Below are 21,364 nucleotides of genomic sequence, written 5' to 3' on the forward strand. Positions count from 1 at the left end.
ATTTTCACAATTGAAATTTCTTTCATGGACCGAGGCTCTTCTTTTCAGGAATTGCCCTTTCTATGTTGAAGTTAAAAGCCGTGCGCCCGGAATGGGTGACGTTGATTGCCAGTGCCTTTCTTTTAATCGGCTGCAATGTTGTCCTTTGGCAACACCTGTTCGAGATTACCGGCGCCGATGGCAAGGGCATCGCCATGCGCGTGGCGTTCGGGGTAATGATCCTCGCGGCATTTAACATTGTGCTGACGTTTCTGGCCTTTCGTCCGCTGCTCAAACCGCTGTTGACGCTGATATTCCTGGTCAGCGCCGGCGTGGCTTATTTCATGAGTCAATATGGCGTCATGATCGATGCCGGCATGTTTCGTAACTTTGCCGAAACCAATGCAACGGAAGTGCGAGATCTGCTCTCGTTAAAGTTGTTTGCTTATCTTCTGTTGCTCGGTGTCTTGCCTTCATTTTTGTTGTGGAAGTTACCGATTAATTATCGTCGCTGGCACCGTGAGTTGCTCAGTAAAGTTATTGTCAGTGTCGCCTCGGTCGCGGTAATTGGCGGCGTAGCCCTGGCCAACTATCAGGGCTTGTCTTCATTGTTTCGCAACCATCACGAAATTCGCCTGATGTTGGTGCCCAGCAATTACATTGGCGCTTCGGCTGGTTACCTGCGTGAGCAAGTGGTTTCGGCGCAGCAACCGTTCGTCAAGATCGGCGAAGACGCCCAGCGTAATCCCGATCTGAAACTCCAGCCGCGCAAATCCCTGACCGTGCTGGTTGTGGGTGAGAGCGCCCGTGCGGAGAACTTCGGCATTCTCGGCTACAACCGCGATACAACACCGCAACTCGATAAGGAAGCCGGGTTGATTGCCTTCACCGATGTACATTCCTGCGGCACGGAAACGGCTGTTTCGGTGCCGTGCATGTTCTCCAACATGGGTCGCAAGGATTACGACGCCAGCAAGGCGAAGAATGAAGAAGGTCTGCTCGACGTGCTCAAGCGTGCCGGTATCGACGTGATCTGGCGTGACAACCAGTCCGGCTGCAAAGGCACTTGCGATCGCGTCACCCTGCAAGATGTCAGCAACCTGAAAGACCCGGCGCTGTGCGCCAACAGCGAGTGCCGCGACGAAATCCTCCTGCAAGGCCTGCAGAGTTTTATCGATCATCTCGACAAGGACACCGTTCTGGTTCTGCATCAAATGGGCAGCCATGGCCCGGAATACTTCAAGCGTTATCCGAAGGAATACGAGCACTTCACCCCGGTATGTGAAAGTAACGCGCTGAATAACTGCAGCCGCGAAAGTATCGTCAACGGTTACGACAACACGCTGGTGTATACCGACCATGTGCTGTCGAGCCTGATCGATGTATTGCGCAGCAATCAGGACAAAGTCGATACCGCCATGTTGTACCTGTCGGACCACGGTGAGTCGCTTGGTGAATACAATCTGTTCCTGCACGGTACGCCTTACATGCTGGCGCCGGAGCAACAAAAGCATGTCGCGATGCTGGCGTGGTTCTCCGATAACTATCAGAAGGCTTATTCGGTCGACACCCATTGCCTGCAGATGAGCCGCGATAAACCGCTGAGCCAGGACAACCTGTTCCACTCGATGCTGGGTCTGCTGGAGGTCAAGAGCAAGGTCTATCAGTCGGATTTGGACATGTTTGCCGGTTGCCGTGGCGCGGTGATCGACGGCGTGCTCGCCAAGGAATGAGTCCAATCGGCTCCGTCGTGCTGACGCGTCGGGCCTGTCTGTTTCCACTGTCAGACTATTCTTGCTCTCTGGCAGGACATTTCGTTACAGCTCTTGCCCTTCACAGGCGCGTAAATCGCCGGTGGCGATATATACTGCGCGCCATTCTTCAAGGGAGAGCCGTGTGGCCATCGATATTCACTGGATTCGCGACAACGAAAGCCTCGCGCAGTTTTGCGTCGAGTGGCAGCAGCTGCCGTTCGTTGCCCTCGACACCGAATTCATGCGGGTCGACACCTTCTACCCGATTGCCGGCCTGCTGCAGGTGGGCGACGGCAAACGCGCCTACCTGATTGATCCGCTGACCATCAATGCCTGGCAACCGCTGGCCGCTCTGCTGGAAAACCCGGCAGTGCTCAAAGTCCTGCATGCGTGCAGCGAAGACCTCGAAGTGCTGTTGCGCCTGACCGGCAGCCTGCCGGCGCCGATGTTCGACACACAACTGGCCGCGGCTTACCTGAACCTCGGTTTCTCGATGGGCTATTCGCGGCTGGTGCAGGAAGTGCTCGGCATCGAACTGCCGAAGGGCGAGACTCGCTCCGATTGGTTGCAGCGTCCGTTGTCCGACACGCAAATCAGCTACGCCGCCGAAGACGCCGTGCACTTGGCGGAGGTTTTCGTACAGCTGCGGCCGAAACTGTCTGACGACAAATTCGCCTGGGTGCTGGAGGACGGTGCCGAACTGGTCGCCAACCTGCGCCGCGAAACCGATCCTTACGAGGTTTATCGCGAGGCCAAACTGGCGTGGAAACTCTCGCGTGCGCAACTGGCCGTACTGCGTGAACTGTGCGCCTGGCGGGAAACCGAAGCCCGCGCCCGCGATCTGCCGCGCAACCGCATTGTCCGCGAGCATTCGCTGTGGCCGCTGGCCCGCACGCAACCGGACAACCTCGCCGCCCTGGGCAAGATCGAAGACATGCACCCGCGTACCGTGCGTCAGGACGGCCAATTTCTGCTTGATCTGATCAAGCGCTCTGGCAGTGTGGGGCCTGATCAATGGCCGCCGGCCGTAGCGGAGCCATTGCCGATCGAAGCCGCTGCGTTGATCAAACAACTGCGCGCATTGGGTCAGGCGGAGGCCGAGCGTCTGGGCATTGCCCCGGAACTGATGCTGCGCAAGAAAACCCTCGAAGCCCTGGTCAAAAGCGGTTATCCCGAGGGTCCTTACCAATTGCCTGAGTCGTTGCGTGGCTGGCGCCGCGAACTCATGGGTCAGAAGCTGCTCGACAGCCTGGCCACCGCCGGAGAACAGCCTTGAAACGTATTTGTTCCATCTACCAAAGCTCCAAGCGCAGCGGCATGTACCTTTACGTGCTCAAGAGCGATGCGCTTGAGCGTGTGCCGGAAGCGCTGATGCTGGCGTTCGGCAAGCCGAAGCATTCCTTCGATCTGGTGCTGTCGCCCGAGCGCAAACTGGCCAGCGAAGACATCGTCGTGGTCCTGGAGAACCTCGACAAGCAGGGCTACCACCTGCAGATGCCGCCGGCCGAGGACGAGTACATCGAGCACTTGCCCGAAGAGTTGTTGCGACGCAACGACCCGGTCTGATCTGCGAGGCTCTGTTCTGAGTCTCGGTTTACCCTGGAACTGTTTTTACCGCGATGGCCGCCCGAATCCGGCGGCCGTTTGCACGGTTTGCGAAAGGTTTGAAGATGCGCGTTCTGATTGCTGAACACGACCACGCGATATACGCCCGGCTGCTGCGTCAGGCAGCGCCCGAGCTTGAAGTACTGACCAGCGGCGACTCCGCCGAGCTGGCCCGGCAGGCGGCCGATTGCCCGGTGTGGCTTGGGCAACCGGATCTATTGGCGACCCTGCTGCGCCAAGGGCACCAGCCACAGTGGCTGCAATCGACCTGGGCCGGCATTACGCCGTTACTCGCGGACGGTTTGCGCCGTGATTACCGCTTGACCCGTGCAGTGGGGATTTTCGGTCAGGTGATGGCCGAGTACGTGCTGACCTATATCCTCGGCCATGAGCGCGAAGTGCTGGCGCGCCTGGTCAGCCAGGTCGAACGCAAGTGGGACAATCGTAGCGGCCAGAGCCTGGTCGGACGCAAAGTGCTGATCGTCGGCACCGGTGACATCGGCCAGAGCGTGGCGCAGTTCCTGCTGCCGTTCGGCATCGAGTTATACGGCATCGCCAGCACTGCCCGCGAGCAGGCGCCGTTTGTCGAAGTCGGCTCGATGGCCGATCTGCCACGGCTGGTGGGCGAGGTGGATTACGTGGTCAATCTGCTGCCGAATACCGAGCACACGCACGATATTTACGACGCGGCGCTGTTCAAGCAATTCAAGCCGACCGGGTTGTTCATCAACGCCGGGCGCGGTGTCGCGGTGGTTGACGCGGATCTGGTGGAAGCCCTGAAGGAAGGGCATCTGGCGGGGGCGGTGATCGACGTTTGCCGTCAGGAGCCATTGCCACAGCGGCATCCGTTCTGGACCGCGTGGGGTTTGCTGCTGACCGGGCACAGTTCGGCGCCGACGTCACCGGCGTTGATGGTGCAGCTGTTTGTCGAGAACCTGAAGGCGTATCAGGCGGGTGAGGCGTTGCGCGGGGAAGTGGATTTCAACCGCGGCTACTGATCTCCTTGCTTCAGATCGTTCCCACGCTCCGCGTGGGAATGCAGCCGGGGACGCTCCGCGTCCCATTGGAACGCGGAGCGTCCCTTGAGTCGTTCCCACGCGGAGCGTGGGAACGATCATTTGCGCTGTGGCTTAGAGGGTGAAGTCGCCTTCCGCCGCCAGTTCGCTCAGCGGGCGACGCGGGCTCGGCTCTTCACGGGCCTGCAGGTATTCAGCCAGCGTTGCCTTGTCACCGAGTTTGCCAACGGCCACCGCTGCGTGCAGTGCATAACCTTCAGGAATGTTCAGCTCCTTGCGCGTCAGCTCCTGATCGAACCCGGCCATGCCGTGGGTGTGCCAGCCGCTGAGGCTCGCTTGCAGCGCCAGATGACCCCACGCCGAACCGGTGTCGAAGGTGTGCCACAACGCTGGAGTTTCTTCGCTGGCGCCCGGTGCAGTGAACGTGGTTTTCGAAATCACGATCACCAGCGCCGACGCATGCTGCGCCCAGCTACGGTTGAACTCATTCAACAGGCCCAGATAACGCTCCCAGTTTGGCGTATCGCGACGCGCGTACAGAAAACGCCAAGGTTGCGAGTTGTACGCCGAGGGCGCCCAGCGTGCCGCTTCGAAGAAGCTCAGCAGGGTTTCTTCTAGAATCGCTTCGCCGGTAAAGGCGCGCGGCGACCAGCGGTCGGTGAATTGTGGGTGAATGGCGTAATCGGCAACGCGAGGGTTGGCACTCATCGAGAGATTCCTTGCTACGTTTGAGTCAGGGATTTGAATGAAAACCCGGCGGGATCAGTTGCGCTGAACGATGGGGTTTTCCGAGCCTGAGGGTTCACCACAATGCAACGCGGTCGAGCGTTAATGGCTTGCGGGCAAGGCTCCTTGCGACTGGCAAAGCTACGCGCCGCCACAAAAACTGACAAGTCCCGCATAACCGGCAGTCGCCAACGCTTGGCCCGCAAGGCCTTGAGCACTAGACTGGCGGCCTTTTCACCACCTGATGTTGATGCTTGAGCCATGGTCGCCAAAGTCGAACCGTTCTGGATACGCAAAACCCTCGATCAACTGGATCACCAGGAATGGGAATCGCTGTGCGACGGCTGTGGTCTGTGCTGCCTGCAAAAGCTCGAGGATGAGGAAGACAACAGCGTTTACTACACGCGCATCGCCTGCAAACTGCTGGACCTGAAAACCTGTCAGTGCAGCGATTATCCGAATCGCCTGAAGTTTGTCCCGGATTGCATCCAGCTCACCCCGGGCCAGGCTGAAGAATTCAAATGGCTGCCGCCGACCTGTGGTTATCGACTGGTCAGCGAAGGCAAGGATCTGCCGCTGTGGCACCACTTGGTGTGCGGTGACCGCGATGCGGTGCACCATGAACGGATCTCCCAATCCGGGCGCATGCTCGCTGAAGGCAGCGTGCCGGAGGATGACTGGGAAGATCATCTGATTTTCCGCGCAGGCTGATCCCTGCGCACGCAAGCTTTACCAGGGAGTGTGTATGGCTGTCGGATTGCAGCGGGCGTTGATGATCGCGCTGCTGGCACTGAGTGCGCCGGTCTGGGCGGCGAAGAAAGTCGATCTGGATTATCACGTGCGCCTGTTGCCACAAAGTGATCAGGCCGAGGTGCGTCTGACCCTGGCCAAAGGTGAGGCGGTGCGCAGTCTCGATTTCGATCTTGGCGACGGCAGCCATTACAGCGACTTCAAGGCTGACGGCCAGTGGCTGCTGAGCCCGGGTAAACAGGCGCGCGGGGTCTGGCGTCCCGCCAGCGAAAAGTCCAGCCTGAGCTACCGCGTGCGCATCAGCCACGGCCGCAAGAACGGTAGTTTCGATACGCGCATGACCCCGACTTGGGCGTTGATGCGTGGCGACGAACTGGTACCGCCAGCCAAACTTGATCAACAGGACGGCACCGAACTGGTCGCGCGTCTGCAATTCGAATTGCCCGACGGTTGGAAGAGCATCGAAACCGCTTGGCCGCGCATCGGCAAAAACAAATTCCGCATCGACAACCCTTCACGCCTGTTCGACCGCCCGACCGGCTGGATGCTCGCCGGCCAACTCGGCAGCCGCCGCACACGTTTGGGCGAAACCGAAGTCACCGTGGCCTCGCCGCAAGGGCAGGGCATGCGCAGGATGGACGTGATGACGTTGCTGACGTTCGTCTGGCCGCAGGTGCAGGCGGTTTATCCGCGCCATCCGACCAAACTGTTGATCGTCGGCGCCAACGACCCGATGTGGCGCGGCAGCCTCGGTGCGCATGAATCCATCTACGTGAACACACGGTTGCCGCTGGTCAGCGAAAGCGGCAGCAGCGCGCTGGTGCGTGAGCTGGCGCAGGTGTTCGGGCGGATCAACGACGAGCAGCGCAGCGACTGGATCAGCGAGGGTTTTGCCGAGTATTACGCCATTGAACTGGTGCGCCGCGCCGGTGGCATGAGCGATGAGCGTTATCAAAGTTTGCAGGCGAAACTGGCCAGGGACAGCCAGAAAGTCATGACCTTGCGCGGCGAGCAGATCAGCCCGGCACAGGTTTCGAAGGCGGTGGTGGTATTGCAGGAGCTGGATCGCGAGATTCGCTTGAAGACGCGCAACAAGCGTTCGCTGGATGATGTGTTGCGTGGGGCGATGCATTTGGGGACGGTGAGTACCAAGGAGTTTTTGCAACTGGCCGAGAGCGTTCTCGGTGAGTCCTCCAAAGTCCTTGATACCGCGTTGCTACAGTAAAGATCAAAAGATCGCAGCCTTCGGCAGCTCCTACCTTTGGAATGCGTTTTTCCTGTAGAAGCTGCCGAAGGCTGCGATCTTTTGCTTTTTAAGCGATCAAACCCCGGCTTTCGGCGACTTCACCGAATCATTGCCGGTCACCGTAGCGGTGCTGGTCGCCGCCTCGGCATTCGCCTTCAGCTTGCTCAACTCTTCCCCAGCCCGCTCGATCTTCGCGCGCACATTGTTCATGTCCTGACGACTCTTCTCGATCAGGCTCTTCACCGAACTGTGCCCGGTAATCCCACGCGCCATCGCCACGCCGCCAATCGCCACCTGAATCAAGCCGAACACCCCGCCGCGGCGCAGGCCTTTGCCGACCATGATCACGCCGCCAGCCAGCGAGCCGATGCGCTCCCAGCCTTCGACGTTCTGCTCGGAACGGCTCTGGAACGGGGTGGATTCGATACGTTCGACGCGTTTGAGCTCGGTCATGATCTTTCTCCAGGCAATGAGTAATGGATAAATTAGCTGACTGCCAGAGCGGTCAGCTCGTTCCATCGAATATGCGATGTTTTAGCGGAATTTTGGCCCGGAGCGAGTGTTCAAGCCCTTGGCCATGCGGTCATAGAGCACGACGTTGACCGTCGCGGCGAGGTTCATGCAGCCGGTGGTCGGGATGTACACGACGTCTTCGCACCAGTCGCGAATCTCTTTATCCAGCGAGCCGTCTTCGGGGCCGAAGATGTACAGGGCGCGATCCGGGTGAGTGTATTCCGGCAGCGGGCGGGCGCCCTCGACCAGTTCCACGGCGACGGGCACGCAGTTGAGCGGGAGAATCTTTTTCAGATCGTCGATGCCGATCAGCGGGATGTCGTAGTGCACGCGTTTGGTGTCAGTGACGAAGTCGGCGGCGCGTTCATAACGCTTGCCGGTGTAGAACACCGACGCCACGCCATAGCAGCCTGCGGCGCGCATCACCGAACCGACGTTCTCCGGTGATTTGGGGTTATACAAACCAATGCAGCTGTACCGTTTGTCTGCCACGAGCGGGGTGCCTTCGGGAAAAAGAGCGCGATTATACGGGGATTGGGGCAGGGGTGGCAGGTTCGAGATCTGCGGTGTCTGCTCTGGCCCTATCGCTGGCAAGCCAGCTCCCACAGGGATCTCGGGTGTTCACAAAATTTGTGAGCGATCAAAATCATTGTGGGAGCTGGCTTGCCAGCGATGAGGCCAGTTCAGGCAATGAAGATCAGTCTTCTTCTTCATCAACCCGGCCAACGCGGCAAACGGGTTGTGCGTTGCCTTGGCAATCTTCGGCGTGCTCAGCGAGCCTTCGCTGAAATACTGCTGGTCGGTATAGCGCGAGTGTTCGTTGTCGTGGCAGTACAGGCAGAGCAGCTCCCAGTTCGAGCCGTCCTGCGGGTTGTTGTCGTGGTTGTGGTCGCGGTGGTGCACGGTCAGTTCGCTCAGGCGCTTGCCGGAAAATTCACGGGTGCAGCGGCCACAGACGTGCGGGTACATCTTCAGGGCTTTGTCGCGGTAGCCCATTTCCTTGTCGCGCTGGTTGTCGGCGAGGATGCGATCCAGCTTCGACGTATTGGTTGGGGTGGACGAACTCATGGGTTCACCTTTGTAAAAGACTGATGACGGTTATGGGCAGAGTTTAGCTCAGCCCTTGAGCTTCTCGGCAATCCAGATCGTGTGGCGCGTGCCCTTGTTGCCGTGGGCGAAGACCTGGACTTCTTCGGCCTTGAAACCGGCCTTCTTCAATTTGTCGGAAAACAGCCGGTCGGCGCTGGCCGACCATACGGCGAGCACGCCTTTGGGGCGCAAGGCTTTGGCGCAGGCATTCAGACCAGCGGCGGAGTACAGCCAACTGTTGGCCTTTTGCGTCAGGCCTTCGGGGCCGTTGTCGACGTCGAGCATGATCGCGTCGAAGCCGTTCGGCTCGCTTTGCAGCACCTTGGCCACGTCTTCCTGGCGGATCACCGTGCGCGGATCGAGCAGCGGACGACCGGACTTTTCCCCGAGCGGGCCACGGTTCCACTCGACCACGCCGGGCACCAGTTCCGCGACCACCACTTGGGCAGTTTTACCCAGATGCTTGAGCGCGGAGGCGAGGGTGAAACCCATGCCCAGACCGCCGATCAGTACCCGCGAATCCGGACGCCCGGCGACCTTGCGGCAAGGGATCTCGGCCAAGGCATCTTCAGAGCCGTGCATGCGCGTGTTCATCAATTGCCCGCCGTCGCCGCCCTGGATCTTGATGACGAAATCCTCGCCATATTCGAACAGGCACAGGGCACCGCCGCTTTCAGGGATCGGGGTGGTGTCGAGCAGAACGAAACGTTTCATGGAAATCTCTACAAGGGGGAAGGCAAGCAGGCCCGTTGGGAGTAGCCTGAGCGCAGACTAGAGGCCAAACGGAGCCCTTGATGAAGCGCACCATTCTAACGGTCATTGCCCTGGCCGCGCTCTCGATTACTGCAGTGCAGGCGCAACAGACCATTCCGGTCAGCCCGGCGCCGCAACCCGGCTCGCCCGGTACCGCAACGCCGACGCCGTATCCGCAGATCACGCCGATCAACATTCCCAAGTCCGGTGCCGGCAGTGGCAGTCCGCCGCTGGTGCCGATCGAAATGCCCAGCCCACCGAGCAAGGATCAACCGGTGCCGGGCATTGAACCGAGCGGCAGCAAGGCAAAATCTCCCGGCGGTTAAACCTGTTGCGCCGCCAGTTGGCCGTCGGCCATGCGCAGGCGTTTCGACAGGGAAACAGCGAGGGCGCGGATGATCTTCGCGGCGATCTTCGGCGCGTCGTTGAGCATTTTTTCCAGCGAATCCTTGCCGAGGTTCAGCAACTGGCAGTTGCTCGCGGCAATGCAGGTGGCCGAACGTCGCTCTCCATCGAGCACGGCCATTTCACCGAACGCCCTACCGCTGCGCAGGGTGGCCATGGTGATGACCTGGCCATCGGGCCCGGTTTTCTGCACGGCGACCTGACCGGTGTGAATGATGCACATGAAACTGCCGGCATCGCCCTCACGGAAAATCGCCTCGCCCTCAGCCACGGTGCTGATGCTGAAGTAGCCGGAAGCGGCCGCAAAGTCGGCCAGCTGCAATTGATCGAACAGGCCGCAGTCCATCAGCCAGTCGCGGATTTCGTTGTTCAGGAAGGTCGGTTCTGACATGTCGTCACGGTCTTTTTGTTTTCACTGTTTCAGGCTTCACACGTCCCTGGTAGGAGCTGCCGAAGGCTGCGATCTGTTGATCTTGCCTTTGAAAAAATCAAAATCAAAAGATCGCAGCCTTCGGCAGCTCCTACAGGGATCTGTGGGGTATCGGCCTCTTGGGTCTGCAATTAAGACCCAAGTGACCGTCGGAGTTCCTCAGGCCAGGCCCAAAACCTTGAAAACAAATGCGTATTCGAGTGCTACGTCACGTAATCCCTGATAGCGCCCGCTCATCCCGCCGTGCCCGGCGCCCAGTTCAGTCTTCAGCAGCAGGACGTTGTCGTCGGTCTTGGTCGCGCGCAGTTTCGCCACCCACTTGGCCGCTTCCCAGTACTGCACGCGACTGTCGTTGTAGCCGGCGATTACCAGCGTCGCCGGATAATCCTGCGCGCTGACGTTTTCGTAGGGCGCGTAAGCCTTGATCCGCTCGTAGACTTCCGGCTCCTCGGGATTGCCCCACTCGTCGTACTCAGTGACGGTCAGCGGCAGTTCCGGGTCGAGCATGGTATTGAGCACGTCGACGAACGGCACTTCAGCAATCGCCACGCCGAACAGATCCGGACGCTGGTTGAGCACGGCACCGATGAGCAAACCACCCGCGCTGCCGCCACTGATTGCCAATTTGTCCGCTGTGGTAATGCCGTTGAGGATCAGAAACTCGGCGCAGGCAATGAAGTCGCTGAAGGTGTTGTGCTTGTGCTCCTGCTTGCCGGCGCGATACCAGGCTTCGCCCAACTCGCCGCCGCCACGCACGTGGGCGATGGCGAAGGCCATGCCACGATCCAGAAGGCTCAGGCGCGCATGGGAGAACCACGGATCAAGGCTCGAACCGTAAGCGCCATAGCCATAGAGATAAAGCGGCACCGCTTTGCCGACCATTTCGCGCTTCATCACCACGCTGATCGGCACTTGCGTACCGTCCGGCGCCGTCGCCCACAGGCGTTGGCTAACGTAGGCATCGGCGTCGAACGGGCCGAGCACCGGGGTTTCTTTCAACACCGTTTGTTCGCCGTTGGCGAGGATCAGTTGGCGAACTTGTGCCGGGCGGTTCAACGCCTCGTAGCGCAGACGAATACGGTCGCTCTCGAACTCCAGGCTGTTTTGCACATAGAGGCTGTAGGCCGCGTCCGGCAATTGCACGCGATAAGGCGTCAGACCGTGTGGGTGAACTTCGATGATCGGCAGGCCACCCTCGCGCAGGCTCAGGGTCATGGCCTCGGTGTTGAGGCTGACGCCATCGAGCATCACCGTATCGCTGTGGGGGATCAGGTTTTGCCACTCGGCTTCGGTCGGCGCGATGCCGGTGTCCGGCGCCTGATACAAGGCATAGTTGATGCCGTCGCGGTTGGTGCGGATAAACCACGTCCACACGCCATCGAGCAGGCCGTGATCGACATCGTATTCATGGTCTTCGACACGCGGGGCCAGGCAATTAAACGGCAGGTGCGGTTGATTGGCATCCAGCGCCCAGACTTCACTGGTGGTCTTGCTGCCCAGCGAGAGCAGCAGTTGCTGCTCGGAGCTGGAACGGTAGCAATGCAGGAAGAAACGCCCGTCTGCCTCGTGAAAAACTTCTTCGGCAGCAGTGCCATCGAGGCGATAGCGGAACAACTTGTGTGGACGATGGGTGTCGTCGAGCACGCCGAAAAACAGGGTCAGGCTGTCGTTGGCCCAAGTCATGCTGCCGTCGCAGTCTTCGAATTCCAGTTCGCTGACTTTGTCGTTGGCCAGTTCCTTGACGAACAGCGTGTAAATCTCATCGCCCGAGGCGTCGACACTGTAGGCCAGACGCTGGTGATCGGGGCTGATGCTGAACGCACCGAGTGAGAAGAACCCGCCGTTGGCCAGCACATTCGGGTCGAGCAGCAGTTGTTCGCGGTTTTCATCGAGGGTCAGGCTATCGTCCGCCGGTCGCGGGCAACGGTAGTGCCGGGCGTATTCGTCGCCCGCCGTAGTGCGCGTGTAATACAGATACGGGCCCCAAGGTGAGGGCAGGGACAGGTCGGTTTCGAGGATTCGGCTCTTGATCTCTTCGAACAGGGTTTCACGCAGCTCGGCCTGATCGGCGGTTTGCGTTTCCTGCCAGGCGTTTTCGGCCTTGAGGTAATCGAGCACCGCGTCGGTGTCGCGCTCCTGCAGCCAGGCATACGGGTCGGCACCGGGCGCCTTGTGGGCAATCGGAGCACTGATGACGTTGGCGGATTGGGGCATGGAAGGCTCTCGGACAAATTACGGAATGGGGTTTTCGCAGCTTTTGAAACCGTCGCAGGCCCCTGTGGGAGCGAGCTTGTTCGCGAAAGCGGTGGGTCAGACAACAATGTTTCAACTGACAGTCCGTATTCGCGAGCAGGCTCGCTCCCACAGGTCGCATGTCTATTGGGACAAGCCGCACGGGCGAAAAGTCGTTACTATAAGCGCCTCTTTGCCTGCCTTGCCATGGACACCATGACCGAGAACGACTATCTGATCGCCTGGGGCCTCTACGCCTTTGCCGCTGTGGGCTGCCTGTTGGTATGGATGCGCCTGACCACCTGGATGTGGCGCTGGTTGCGCGAACCGCTGCGTGTGCTGATGGCGGTGTTGCTGTTCAGCCCGACCATCATCGACCCGGTGAAAGCCAAGGTTGCGCCGTCCATTGCCATCACCGCGCTGGACCTGGCCTTCAAGGTCGGCAACAACGCCTGGCGGGCGATCTCCGATCTGTTCATGTACAGCATGATCGCGTTCGGCATCTACCTGATTTTCGTGTTGATCCGCTTGCCGATCGAGCGTGCTTCGCGTGCGCGCCGCGAGCAGGCCGAAGCCGCGAAAGCTGCCGCCCGCGCCGATGACCGCGATGACGATCAACCGTTTGGCGGCGCCGGTGATGACCGCTACGGTCGTCCACCCTTGCCGAACAACCCGCAGCGCATGCGGGTCGAGCCGCGCCTGTAACCCGAGAGTCCGCACATGTGTGAATTACTGGGCATGAGTGCCAACGTGCCGACCGATATCGTGTTCAGCTTCACCGGCCTGATGCAGCGTGGCGGTCGCACCGGCCCGCACCGCGACGGCTGGGGCATTGCCTTCTATGAGGGCCGGGGTTTGCGTCTGTTTCAGGACCCGGCGGCGAGTTGCGAGTCGGAAGTCGCCAATCTGGTGCAGCGCTATCCAATCAAAAGCGAAGTGGTCATCGGCCACATCCGCCAGGCCAACGTCGGTAAGGTCTGCCTGTCCAACACCCACCCGTTCGTCCGCGAACTGTGGGGACGCAACTGGTGCTTCGCGCACAACGGCCAGTTGGCCGATTTCACCCCGATCAAAAGCTTCTACCGCCCGGTCGGCGATACCGATAGCGAAGCGGCGTTCTGCGATTTGCTCAACCGCGTGCGTGCAGCATTCCCGGAACCGGTCGATATAGAAGAACTGTTGCCGGATCTGGTCGCCGCGTGCGCTGAATATCGCAGCAAAGGCGTGTTCAACTGCCTGCTCAGCGACGGCGACTGGCTGTTCTGCTATTGCTCGACCAAACTCGCACAGATCACCCGTCGCGCCCCGTTCGGCCCGGCGCGCCTGAAGGATGTCGACGTTATCGTCGATTTCCAGGCGGAAACCACGCCCAACGACGTGGTCACGGTGATTGCCACCGAACCTTTGACCGAAAACGAAACCTGGACCCGCTACGAACCGGGCCAATGGAGCCTGTGGCGACGCGGCGAATGTGTCAGCCAAGGCAAGACCGAATAAGGATCTATCCCCGATGTTGCTCAGTTATGTACGGCTGGTGTTGTTTGCGGCGGGCCTGTTGATCGGTGTCCAGGTGCCGGGTTTCATCAACGATTACGCGAAACGCGTGGAGGCGCATCTGATCGAAGCGCAGACTGGCTTGCGCGGTTTTCAGGGCACCGCCGAGCAGTTCTTCAAGGGTGATATGCAGGCGCTGGTCGCGCATTATCGCGCCAGTGAAGACCCGGTATTTCGCAGCGATGCTGACAGCCTGAGCACCTTGCTCAGCCGCCAGATCGCGCTGGACAAGCAGTTCCAGGCGATGCAAGGGCCGTGGTACATCCGCTTCCTGCAAGTGGTGTTGGCCGCGGATCCGGATATCCGCAAGGAAACCTGGAACGGTTACAGCTATCAGATCCTGCTGACGCCGGAAGCGATGATCTGGGGCATGAGCGGCGCGTTGCTGCTGTCGTTCGGCATTGAATGCCTGTTCCGCTTGATCGACTGGGTCGTACTCGGTGGCCGGCGTCTGCGCCAGAGCCGGCCGATCGAAGACCGCGATGTGCGCGGTCTCTGATGATCGTTCCCACGCTCTGCGTGGGAACGCCTCAACCGACGCTCCGCGTTCGGCTTTCGAGGGACGCGGAGCGTCCCGGGCTGCATTCCCACGCGGAGCGTGGGAATGATCACGGTGTCAGGGCGATATAGTCAGTGCCCATCTTGATCGCATACCCCTCCAGCACCTGCTGACACAACGTCACAATCTCCTCGACCCACTCAACCCCCACCCGCCACGACACCACCACCTGCAGATTCGGTGGCCGTTGATCGATGTTGAGCAAGGTCAATTCGCCCCGCGCCAGCTCCTCCGCAACCAGCACCGGCGGCAGCACACCAATCCCAAATCCATCGCGTAACAAGCGGGTAATCGCCGACACCGAGTTCACGCAATTCAAGCGTGGCGCGAGTACGCCACTGGCTTGCATCAAAGCCAACAGATCCTGATGCGGTCGGGAGTTTTTCGAGTAGGTGATGATCCGTTCCTGCGCCAGTTCGGCAAGGTCGGCATAGTCGCGGTTGTAGATCGAATTGCTGGCGACGATCCAGCCGAGCGGATGGCTGGCCAGCTCCAGACTGCGCACGCTTTCATGGCGGATCAGATCGGTTTGCAGAACGATATCGAGAAAGCCTTTTTGCAACTGATCGCAGAGGTTCAACGAAGTATCCGCCACCAGCTCGATTTCCACCCGTGGATACAGGTCCGTCATCTGTGCCACCAACGGGCTGAGCCAGGTGTGAATCACCGTGTCCATCACGCCAATGCGCACGCGGCCGACTTTGCTCGAGCGGGTCTCGATCGACTGTTTCAGCGCCGACATGGTGTCGAGCATCTGCTCGGCGTACTCCAGCACTTTCAACCCTTCGGGCGTCAGGCTGACACCGCGTGAATCGCGCAAAAACAGCTTCACCCCCAGCTCGCCTTCCAGTACCGCAATGCGGCTGGAAATCGACGCCTGGGTGGTGAACAGCTTGTCGGCGGTCAGGCGAAAACTCTTCAGTCGGGCGACCCAGACAAAGGTCTCGAGAAACTTCAGGTTCATGGGCAAGGCTCGGGTGACAAATTTTTCTTATGGCTAAGGCGGGGTTTTATTCGTTGGACGCAGCAGGGCCGCGCGACGAAAAATCGACGCATCCGGTCCCCACGATAGGCGTCGTCGGGGCTACGAACAAGACCAATAAAAAACCTGCGGAGATAAGCCATGCGTGCTCCCGACACCCTAGAAGCATCCACGGCAACGGCGCGCCCCGGGCCGTTCGACTGGTATCGCAACATCAATCAGCAGGAGCGCCGTACGTTCTGGAGCTGCAAGATCGGCTACGGTCTGGACGGCATGGACACGCAAATGCTCAGCTTCGTCGTGCCGACGCTGATTGCGATGTGGGGCATCACCACCGGCGAAGCGGGGCTGATCCACACCAGCACGTTGATCGCTTCGGCCATCGGCGGCTGGGTCGCTGGGATTCTCTCAGACCGCATCGGTCGCGTGCGCACCCTGCAACTCACGGTGTTGTGGTTCGCTTTCTTCACCTTCCTCTGCGGCTTCGCGCAGAACTACGAACAACTGCTGATCGCCCGGACCTTGATGGGCTTCGGTTTCGGCGGCGAATGGACGGCTGGCGCGGTACTGATCGGCGAGGTGATCCGCGCCAAGGATCGCGGGCAAAGCGGTGGGCATGGTGCAATCCGGCTGGGCGTTGGGCTGGGGGCTCACAGCGATTCTATATGCGCTGCTGTTCTCGGTGTTGCCGCCGGAAGATGCCTGGCGTGCGCTGTTCATCCTCGGCATCGTGCCGGCGATTTTCGTGATTTTCGTCCGTCGACTGGTGAAAGATCCGGAGATCTATCGCGAGGCTAAAGCCCAACAAACGCCGGAGAATCAATCGAAGTTCTACGAGATCTTCGCGCCGGGCATGCTCTTCACCACGTTCCGCGCTTCACTGCTGACCACTGGCGCCCTCGGTGGTTACTACGCGATCACTTCCTGGCTGCCGACCTTTCTGAAAAACGAACGCGGTTTGAGCGTGCTCGGTACGGGCGGTTATCTGGCGATGGTGATTGTCGGCTCCTACGTCGGTTACGTGATCAGCGCTTATCTGACTGACCTGCTCGGGCGGAAAAAGAACTTCATCCTGTTCGCAGTCGGCTCGTTCACCATCGTTCTGCTCTACACGCAACTGCCGGTCAGCAATGGCGTGATGCTGTGGCTGGGCTTCCCGTTGGGCTTCTTTGCTTCAGGGATTTTCAGCGGCATGGGCGCGTTTCTGACTGAATTGTTTCCTACGCGAATTCGCGGTTCGGGGCAGGGCTTTTGCTACAACATCGGTCGGGCACTGGCGGCTTTGTTTCCGCTGCTGATCGGCTTGCTTAGCCAGAAGGTGCCGTTGAGTGTCGGCATTGGCGCGTTTGCGGCGGTGTCTTACGGCGTGGTGATTATCGCGGCATTGAGCCTGCCGGAAACCCGTGGCAAGCAACTCGATGCGCAGTAACTGATAACCTGCTTAGCACAGTCCTACAGATAAAAAGACAAGCACCTACAGGAGTGTTCACCGTGAGCCGCCTGCTATTGAATTGCGACATTGGCGAGAGCTTCGGCAGCTGGACCATGGGTCTGGATGCCGAGGTCATGCCCTTCATCGATTGTGCCAACGTGGCTTGCGGTTTCCATGCCGGCGACCCGAGCATCATGCGCAAGACCGTCAGCCTGGCATTGAGCCACGGCGTGCAGATCGGTGCACACCCGGCCTATCAGGATCTGGTCGGTTTCGGTCGCCGCTCCATGGCGTATTCGGCGCAAGAGCTGCAAGACATCCTGCATTATCAGATCGGCGCCCTTGATGGTATCTGCAAAGCCCAGGGCGGGCGCGTCAGTTACGTCAAACCCCACGGCGCGATGTACAACGACATGATGGCCAATCCGGCGCAATTGCGGGCGGTGATTCAGGCAGTGGCCGCTTATGACCGCAGCCTGCCGTTGATGCTGATGGCCACCCGCGACAACTCGGCGGCGCAGCAGATCGGCGATGAATATGGCGTGACATTGTGGTTCGAAGCCTTCGCTGACCGCGCTTACGACAGTGCCGGCAAACTGGTTTCACGGCAATTGCCGGGCGCGGTGCATCACGATCCGGAAAAAATCATCGAGCAAGCCCTGACCATTGCCCGTGGCGACAACCTCAGCGCCAGCGACGGCAGCGCCTTGCGCCTGCACGCCAACACCCTTTGCGTGCACGGCGACAACGCCAGTTCGGTAGCGGCCGTGCAGCGCATTCGCGAGGCCCTGAATCAGCAGAGCGCCTTATGAACCCAAGGATTGAAGTGGTGGCACTGGATTGCCTGATGCTGCGTCTGTTCGATGAAATCGCCGAAGCCAACATGCCGTGGATGCTCGCTGCCAGTGAGCGTTTGCGTGCGGTATTCGGTGAGCAACTGATCGATCTGGTGCCGTCCTATACGACGCTGATGGTGCATTACGATTTGACTGCACTGAGTCCGAGTCAGGCGCGGGAATTGATCGCCGAAGCGCTGATCGATCTGTCACCGAATGCGCGAACTGGCGGCCAATGTCATGTGTTGCCGGTCTGGTATGACTTGAGTGTCGGCCCTGAGTTGAGTTTGCTGGCCGAGCGCAGCGGTCTGGCGGTGGATGAAGTGATCCGTCGCCACAGCGGACGTGAGTATCAGGTATTCGCCCTTGGTTTCGCGCCGGGTTTCGCGTTTATGGGGTTGGTCGAAGAAGTGCTTGCCGCGCCTCGCCTGAACACACCACGCAAAAAAGTCGCTGCCGGTAGCGTCGGCATTGCCGAACGGCAGACGGCGGCTTACCCCGTGGTCTCTCCCGGCGGCTGGAACCTGATCGGTCGCACTCCGGCCAAACTGTTCGACCGCAATCGTGACGGCTACAGCCTGATGCAACCGGGCGACACCGTGCGATTCGAAGCGGTCAGTCATGCCGAATTCGTCAATCTGGGCGGTGATGACACGCCACTGGAGGCACTGGCATGAGCCGACTGACGATTGAAGCGAGTACACCGCTCTGTCTGTTGCAGGATGCGGGACGTTTCGGCGTGCGCCATCTGGGCGTGACCCAGGGCGGTGCGGCGGATTGGTGTTCGATGAGCTGGGCCAACTGGTTGCTCGGCAATAACCTCGATGCAACGGTGATCGAAATCACCCTCGGCGGGTTTGCCGTCGTCGCTGCAGAGGATTGTTTGCTGGCGCTGGCCGGAGCTGATCTTGGCGCACAGATTGATGGTCAACCGCTGGCGCCGTGGCGCAGTTTCAAGTTGGGTAAAGGACAGAAGTTGCTGTTCACGCAACCGCTGCTCGGTGCCCGGGCTTATCTGGCGGCGCCCGGTGGCTTCGAGGCCCCCAAGGTCTTGGGCAGCAGCGCGACGGTTGTGCGTGAAGAGTTCGGTGGTCTGGATGGCCTGGGCGTGCCGCTGGCCAAGGGGGCGGCGCTGAGTTATCGCGGTGAATCGCTGTTGCTTCGCGAAGTGCCTTTGGCATTACGGCCGGATTTGCAATCGAATGCACCGCTGGATCTGGTGCTCGGCGCGCAGATCGGCCAGTTCAGCGGGCAGAGCCTGTTTGATGTGTTCAACACGGCTTGGTCGCTGGACAGTCGCGCTGATCGCATGGGCATTCGCTTGTTGGGCAGCGCCTTGCACTATCAGGGGCAACCGATGATTTCCGAAGGCATTCCACTCGGTGCGGTGCAGGTGCCACCAGACGGGCAGCCGATCGTCTTGCTCAATGATCGTCAGACCATTGGTGGTTATCCACGCTTGGGGGCGTTGACGCCGTTGGCACTGGCGCGGCTGGCGCAGCGTCTGCCGGGTGACAAGGTTCGGTTCACCCCGGTCATGCAGGAACGTGCATGGCAAGACCATATCCACTACCTGCAGTCCTACTTGTAAGTGTCCGTACTTCGGACTGAAGACCGAGACGATTCCCCACGTTTAGGTAAGTCGCCCTACATCACTTGTCTAAGGGGTGTGGAACTATCGGTCTTCATCTTTTACAAGGAAGTTACAGATGCGTTTTATGACAGTAATGGCCCAATCAAAGGGCGAATGTGCGAACAGTGTCGATGGGCACATTGTCGGTTTTTATGAGGGTGTGGACTGCGTGCCGGTTTATCGGGCGAGCATCGATCGTTTCTACAATGTGCAACGACTGGACGCCGACCGGGCCGGTCATCAGGACATCGTTGCGCGTATCGAGACATTTATGTCCACCGCAACCGTCGACATGATGCGTATGTTTCACTGGAATCACCGCACGGAGGCGAGTGGTAACGCCATGGAGCTGATGACCGTGGAGACCAACGCGGGTGCTGAGGTGAAAAGCGTAAGGTTTCGCTTTCTGGCGCCAGAGGGCGAAATGAAGAGTGAAGTGACCCTGAGTCCTGAAACGGACATTGAAAAAAATCGCAGGGTAGCGCTGGAAAATGGCGGGGCGAAAGTTGTCGCCAGAGGGAAGAAAAAACGCCGCGGGCAAAAAACGACTGCTGTCGGCCCCGCGATTCTGGACACCTCTTTCATGGACCGGCTCTGCAAGTCTTATCTCGCGACAGATTGGTAAATTCGCGAGCCTGAAAGGCAGCCGCTTTCATACGGTCTGCCTTTCAGTATTTACCTTCGCAATCTTACTTGGACAAAAACCGCATCCCTTCCTCAAGCCCGCGCAACGTCAACGGATACATCTGATCCTCGATCAGATCGCGCACGATATTGGTCGACGAGGTATAGCCCCAGGTGTCTTTCGGATACGGATTGATCCAGATGAGTTTCTTGTACTTCTCCATGAAGCGCTGCATCCACACGTAACCCGGCTCTTCGTTCCAGTGCTCGACACTGCCGCCGGCCTGGGTGATTTCATACGGCGCCATGGCGGCGTCACCGATGAAGATCACTTTGTAGTCGGCGCCGTACTTGTGCAGCAGGTCCTGGGTCGAAGTGCGTTCCGAGGTGCGGCGCATATTGTTCTTCCACACCGATTCATAAACGAAGTTGTGGAAGTAGAAGTACTCCAGATGCTTGAACTCGGTCTTGCAGGCCGAGAACAGTTCCTCACAAATCTTCACGTGGGCGTCCATCGAACCGCCGATGTCGAACAGCAACAACAGCTTCACCGTGTTGCGGCGTTCAGGGCGCATCTGGATGTTCAGCAGACCGGCGTCCTTGGCGGTGTGGTCGATGGTGCCGTCGATATCGAGTTCTTCCGCTGCGCCCTGACGGGCGAATTTACGCAAGCGGCGCAGGGCAACCTTGATGTTGCGCGTGCCCAGTTCCACCGAATCATCGAGGTTCTTGTACTCACGCTGATCCCACACTTTCACCGCTTTGCCCTGGCGCTTGCCGGCATCGCCGACCCGAATGCCTTCCGGGTTGAAACCGCCGGAACCGAACGGACTGGTGCCGCCGGTGCCGATCCACTTGTTGCCGCCGGCGTGGCGTTCCTTCTGTTCCTCCAGACGCTTCTTGAACTCTTCGATCAGCTTGTCGAGGCCGCCAAGGGACTGGATCTGCGCGCGCTCCTCGTCACTCAGCGAACGCTCGAATTCCTTGCGCAGCCAGTCTTCGGGAATCAGCGCCTGCAAGTGATCATCGAGCTTTTCGAGGCCATTGAAGTAGGCGCCGAACGCGCGGTCGAACTTGTCGAAATGGCGTTCGTCCTTCACCAGAATCGCCCGCGACAAGTAATAAAACTCGTCCATGTCGGCGAAGGTCACGCGCTGTTTCAGCGCGTTGATCAGGTCGAGCAACTCGCGCACCGACACCGGCACCTTGGCAGCACGCATTTCATTGAACAGGTTGAGCAGCATGG

Annotated in this window: 22 protein-coding genes and 2 pseudogenes; 15 read left to right on the forward strand and 9 right to left on the reverse strand. The window is 59.5% G+C overall.

The window, feature by feature from the left end; genetic code table 11:
- Positions 1–62: 62 nt before the first annotated feature.
- From ACZZ0A_RS03670 to ACZZ0A_RS03685, 4 genes are all read left to right on the forward strand, one after another.
- The gene (locus tag ACZZ0A_RS03670; protein ID WP_463542530.1) at positions 63–1,712 is read left to right on the forward strand and encodes a phosphoethanolamine transferase; all 1,650 of its coding nucleotides are present in this window, start codon (positions 63–65) and stop codon (positions 1,710–1,712) included.
- A 163-nt stretch (positions 1,713–1,875) separates the two neighbouring features.
- Positions 1,876–3,009 carry a ribonuclease D gene (rnd, locus tag ACZZ0A_RS03675; protein WP_463542531.1) on the forward strand — a complete coding sequence of 378 codons (1,134 nt, stop codon included), beginning with the start codon at positions 1,876–1,878 and terminating at the stop codon, positions 3,007–3,009.
- On the forward strand, positions 3,006–3,299 hold the full coding sequence (locus ACZZ0A_RS03680; RefSeq protein ID WP_007911350.1) for a YcgL domain-containing protein: 294 nt from the start codon (positions 3,006–3,008) through the stop codon (positions 3,297–3,299). The genes rnd and ACZZ0A_RS03680 overlap by 4 nt, the downstream gene beginning before the upstream one ends.
- Positions 3,300–3,403: 104 nt before the next feature.
- Positions 3,404–4,336, forward strand: coding sequence for a D-2-hydroxyacid dehydrogenase (locus ACZZ0A_RS03685; protein ID WP_007911347.1), 933 nt, complete (start codon positions 3,404–3,406; stop codon positions 4,334–4,336).
- Positions 4,337–4,468: 132 nt separating this feature from the next.
- On the opposite strand, the gene ACZZ0A_RS03690 is transcribed toward ACZZ0A_RS03685, so the two are convergent.
- The gene (locus ACZZ0A_RS03690; protein WP_463542532.1) at positions 4,469–5,062 is read right to left on the reverse strand and encodes a nitroreductase family protein; all 594 of its coding nucleotides are present in this window, start codon (positions 5,060–5,062) and stop codon (positions 4,469–4,471) included.
- A gap of 279 nt (positions 5,063–5,341) precedes the next feature.
- On the opposite strand from ACZZ0A_RS03690, the gene ACZZ0A_RS03695 reads away from it, so the two are divergent.
- Entirely contained in the window at positions 5,342–5,791 is a 450-nt protein-coding gene (locus ACZZ0A_RS03695; RefSeq protein WP_007911343.1) for a YcgN family cysteine cluster protein, read from the forward strand.
- Positions 5,792–5,825: 34 nt separating this feature from the next.
- Positions 5,826–7,055, forward strand: a complete 1,230-nt coding sequence (locus ACZZ0A_RS03700) for a hypothetical protein (protein WP_463542533.1) — start codon at positions 5,826–5,828, stop codon at positions 7,053–7,055.
- A 96-nt stretch (positions 7,056–7,151) separates the two neighbouring features.
- Here the strand turns inward: ACZZ0A_RS03700 and ACZZ0A_RS03705 are convergent, their stop codons facing one another.
- The 4 genes and pseudogenes from ACZZ0A_RS03705 to ACZZ0A_RS03720 all read right to left on the reverse strand — a co-directional run bounded on the left by ACZZ0A_RS03705 (position 7,152) and on the right by ACZZ0A_RS03720 (position 9,392).
- Positions 7,152–7,529 (reverse strand): YgaP family membrane protein, encoded by a 378-nt coding sequence (locus ACZZ0A_RS03705; RefSeq protein WP_007911338.1) that lies wholly within the window; start codon positions 7,527–7,529, stop codon positions 7,152–7,154.
- An 81-nt stretch (positions 7,530–7,610) separates the two neighbouring features.
- Positions 7,611–8,081: an RNA methyltransferase gene (locus ACZZ0A_RS03710; RefSeq protein WP_007911337.1), complete on the reverse strand. Its 471-nt coding sequence runs from the start codon at positions 8,079–8,081 to the stop codon at positions 7,611–7,613.
- Between the two features lie 210 nt (positions 8,082–8,291).
- Positions 8,292–8,657 (reverse strand): annotated as a pseudogene (locus ACZZ0A_RS03715) (YajD family HNH nuclease); the annotation flags it as partial.
- A 48-nt stretch (positions 8,658–8,705) separates the two neighbouring features.
- A complete protein-coding gene (locus ACZZ0A_RS03720; RefSeq protein ID WP_414893534.1) occupies positions 8,706–9,392 on the reverse strand; it encodes a spermidine synthase in 687 nt (228 codons plus the stop codon).
- A gap of 80 nt (positions 9,393–9,472) precedes the next feature.
- Between ACZZ0A_RS03720 and ACZZ0A_RS03725 the strand changes: the two genes are divergently transcribed.
- Positions 9,473–9,757 carry a hypothetical protein gene (locus ACZZ0A_RS03725; RefSeq protein ID WP_095113762.1) on the forward strand — a complete coding sequence of 95 codons (285 nt, stop codon included), beginning with the start codon at positions 9,473–9,475 and terminating at the stop codon, positions 9,755–9,757.
- Here the strand turns inward: ACZZ0A_RS03725 and ACZZ0A_RS03730 are convergent.
- Positions 9,754–10,227, reverse strand: a complete 474-nt coding sequence (locus ACZZ0A_RS03730; RefSeq protein WP_007911332.1) for a cyclic nucleotide-binding domain-containing protein — start codon at positions 10,225–10,227, stop codon at positions 9,754–9,756. The genes ACZZ0A_RS03725 and ACZZ0A_RS03730 overlap by 4 nt on opposite strands.
- Before the next feature lie 198 nt (positions 10,228–10,425).
- Positions 10,426–12,480, reverse strand: a complete 2,055-nt coding sequence (locus tag ACZZ0A_RS03735) for a S9 family peptidase (RefSeq protein ID WP_463542534.1) — start codon at positions 12,478–12,480, stop codon at positions 10,426–10,428.
- A gap of 225 nt (positions 12,481–12,705) precedes the next feature.
- Here ACZZ0A_RS03735 and ACZZ0A_RS03740 point away from each other — a divergent pair, with 225 nt between their 5' ends.
- The 3 genes from ACZZ0A_RS03740 to ACZZ0A_RS03750 are packed head-to-tail and all read left to right on the forward strand — an operon-like array spanning position 12,706 to position 14,551.
- Complete coding sequence (locus ACZZ0A_RS03740) at positions 12,706–13,203, forward strand: hypothetical protein (protein WP_007911323.1); 498 nt, start codon at positions 12,706–12,708, stop codon at positions 13,201–13,203.
- 15 nt (positions 13,204–13,218) lie between these two features.
- Positions 13,219–13,995, forward strand: a complete 777-nt coding sequence (locus tag ACZZ0A_RS03745) for a class II glutamine amidotransferase (RefSeq protein WP_007911322.1) — start codon at positions 13,219–13,221, stop codon at positions 13,993–13,995.
- Between the two features lie 13 nt (positions 13,996–14,008).
- Positions 14,009–14,551, forward strand: a complete 543-nt coding sequence (locus ACZZ0A_RS03750) for a DUF2937 family protein (RefSeq protein WP_007911321.1) — start codon at positions 14,009–14,011, stop codon at positions 14,549–14,551.
- Between the two features lie 109 nt (positions 14,552–14,660).
- Here ACZZ0A_RS03750 and ACZZ0A_RS03755 read toward each other — a convergent pair whose 3' ends face one another.
- Positions 14,661–15,575, reverse strand: a complete 915-nt coding sequence (locus tag ACZZ0A_RS03755) for a LysR family transcriptional regulator (RefSeq protein WP_007911319.1) — start codon at positions 15,573–15,575, stop codon at positions 14,661–14,663.
- A gap of 159 nt (positions 15,576–15,734) precedes the next feature.
- On the opposite strand from ACZZ0A_RS03755, the pseudogene ACZZ0A_RS03760 reads away from it, so the two are divergent.
- The 5 genes and pseudogenes from ACZZ0A_RS03760 to ACZZ0A_RS03780 all read left to right on the forward strand — a co-directional run bounded on the left by ACZZ0A_RS03760 (position 15,735) and on the right by ACZZ0A_RS03780 (position 20,119).
- Positions 15,735–17,022 (forward strand): annotated as a pseudogene (locus ACZZ0A_RS03760) (MFS transporter).
- 62 nt (positions 17,023–17,084) lie between these two features.
- Entirely contained in the window at positions 17,085–17,837 is a 753-nt protein-coding gene (locus ACZZ0A_RS03765) for a 5-oxoprolinase subunit PxpA (RefSeq protein ID WP_007911313.1), read from the forward strand.
- Positions 17,834–18,538 carry a 5-oxoprolinase subunit PxpB gene (gene pxpB / locus ACZZ0A_RS03770; protein WP_463542535.1) on the forward strand — a complete coding sequence of 235 codons (705 nt, stop codon included), beginning with the start codon at positions 17,834–17,836 and terminating at the stop codon, positions 18,536–18,538. The genes ACZZ0A_RS03765 and pxpB overlap by 4 nt, the downstream gene beginning before the upstream one ends.
- Entirely contained in the window at positions 18,535–19,452 is a 918-nt protein-coding gene (locus tag ACZZ0A_RS03775) for a 5-oxoprolinase subunit C family protein (protein ID WP_123376305.1), read from the forward strand. The genes pxpB and ACZZ0A_RS03775 overlap by 4 nt, the downstream gene beginning before the upstream one ends.
- Positions 19,453–19,570: 118 nt before the next feature.
- On the forward strand, positions 19,571–20,119 hold the full coding sequence (locus ACZZ0A_RS03780; protein WP_095113757.1) for a hypothetical protein: 549 nt from the start codon (positions 19,571–19,573) through the stop codon (positions 20,117–20,119).
- Between the two features lie 64 nt (positions 20,120–20,183).
- On the opposite strand, the gene ACZZ0A_RS03785 is transcribed toward ACZZ0A_RS03780, so the two are convergent.
- Positions 20,184–21,362, reverse strand: a complete 1,179-nt coding sequence (locus ACZZ0A_RS03785; RefSeq protein WP_007911295.1) for a vWA domain-containing protein — start codon at positions 21,360–21,362, stop codon at positions 20,184–20,186.
- Positions 21,363–21,364 lie beyond the last annotated feature (2 nt).

The sequence above is a fragment of the Pseudomonas sp. AC242 genome (genome assembly GCF_979258655.1).

Bases quoted from the DNA above. Each gene is read 5' to 3' on its own strand.
- ACZZ0A_RS03670 (WP_463542530.1), top strand. From the start codon at position 63: ATGTTGAAGTTAAAAGCCGTGCGCCCGGAATGGGTGACGTTGATTGCC.
- ACZZ0A_RS03685 (WP_007911347.1), top strand. From the start codon at position 3,404: ATGCGCGTTCTGATTGCTGAACACGACCACGCGATATACGCCCGGCTG.
- ACZZ0A_RS03690 (WP_463542532.1), bottom strand. From the start codon at position 5,062: ATGAGTGCCAACCCTCGCGTTGCCGATTACGCCATTCACCCACAATTC.
- ACZZ0A_RS03695 (WP_007911343.1), top strand. From the start codon at position 5,342: ATGGTCGCCAAAGTCGAACCGTTCTGGATACGCAAAACCCTCGATCAA.
- ACZZ0A_RS03700 (WP_463542533.1), top strand. From the start codon at position 5,826: ATGGCTGTCGGATTGCAGCGGGCGTTGATGATCGCGCTGCTGGCACTG.
- ACZZ0A_RS03705 (WP_007911338.1), bottom strand. From the start codon at position 7,529: ATGACCGAGCTCAAACGCGTCGAACGTATCGAATCCACCCCGTTCCAG.
- ACZZ0A_RS03720 (WP_414893534.1), bottom strand. From the start codon at position 9,392: ATGAAACGTTTCGTTCTGCTCGACACCACCCCGATCCCTGAAAGCGGC.
- ACZZ0A_RS03725 (WP_095113762.1), top strand. From the start codon at position 9,473: ATGAAGCGCACCATTCTAACGGTCATTGCCCTGGCCGCGCTCTCGATT.
- ACZZ0A_RS03730 (WP_007911332.1), bottom strand. From the start codon at position 10,227: ATGTCAGAACCGACCTTCCTGAACAACGAAATCCGCGACTGGCTGATG.
- ACZZ0A_RS03735 (WP_463542534.1), bottom strand. From the start codon at position 12,480: ATGCCCCAATCCGCCAACGTCATCAGTGCTCCGATTGCCCACAAGGCG.
- ACZZ0A_RS03740 (WP_007911323.1), top strand. From the start codon at position 12,706: ATGGACACCATGACCGAGAACGACTATCTGATCGCCTGGGGCCTCTAC.
- ACZZ0A_RS03745 (WP_007911322.1), top strand. From the start codon at position 13,219: ATGTGTGAATTACTGGGCATGAGTGCCAACGTGCCGACCGATATCGTG.
- ACZZ0A_RS03750 (WP_007911321.1), top strand. From the start codon at position 14,009: ATGTTGCTCAGTTATGTACGGCTGGTGTTGTTTGCGGCGGGCCTGTTG.
- ACZZ0A_RS03755 (WP_007911319.1), bottom strand. From the start codon at position 15,575: ATGAACCTGAAGTTTCTCGAGACCTTTGTCTGGGTCGCCCGACTGAAG.
- pxpB (WP_463542535.1), top strand. From the start codon at position 17,834: ATGAACCCAAGGATTGAAGTGGTGGCACTGGATTGCCTGATGCTGCGT.
- ACZZ0A_RS03775 (WP_123376305.1), top strand. From the start codon at position 18,535: ATGAGCCGACTGACGATTGAAGCGAGTACACCGCTCTGTCTGTTGCAG.
- ACZZ0A_RS03780 (WP_095113757.1), top strand. From the start codon at position 19,571: ATGCGTTTTATGACAGTAATGGCCCAATCAAAGGGCGAATGTGCGAAC.
- ACZZ0A_RS03785 (WP_007911295.1), bottom strand. From the start codon at position 21,362: ATGCTGCTCAACCTGTTCAATGAAATGCGTGCTGCCAAGGTGCCGGTG.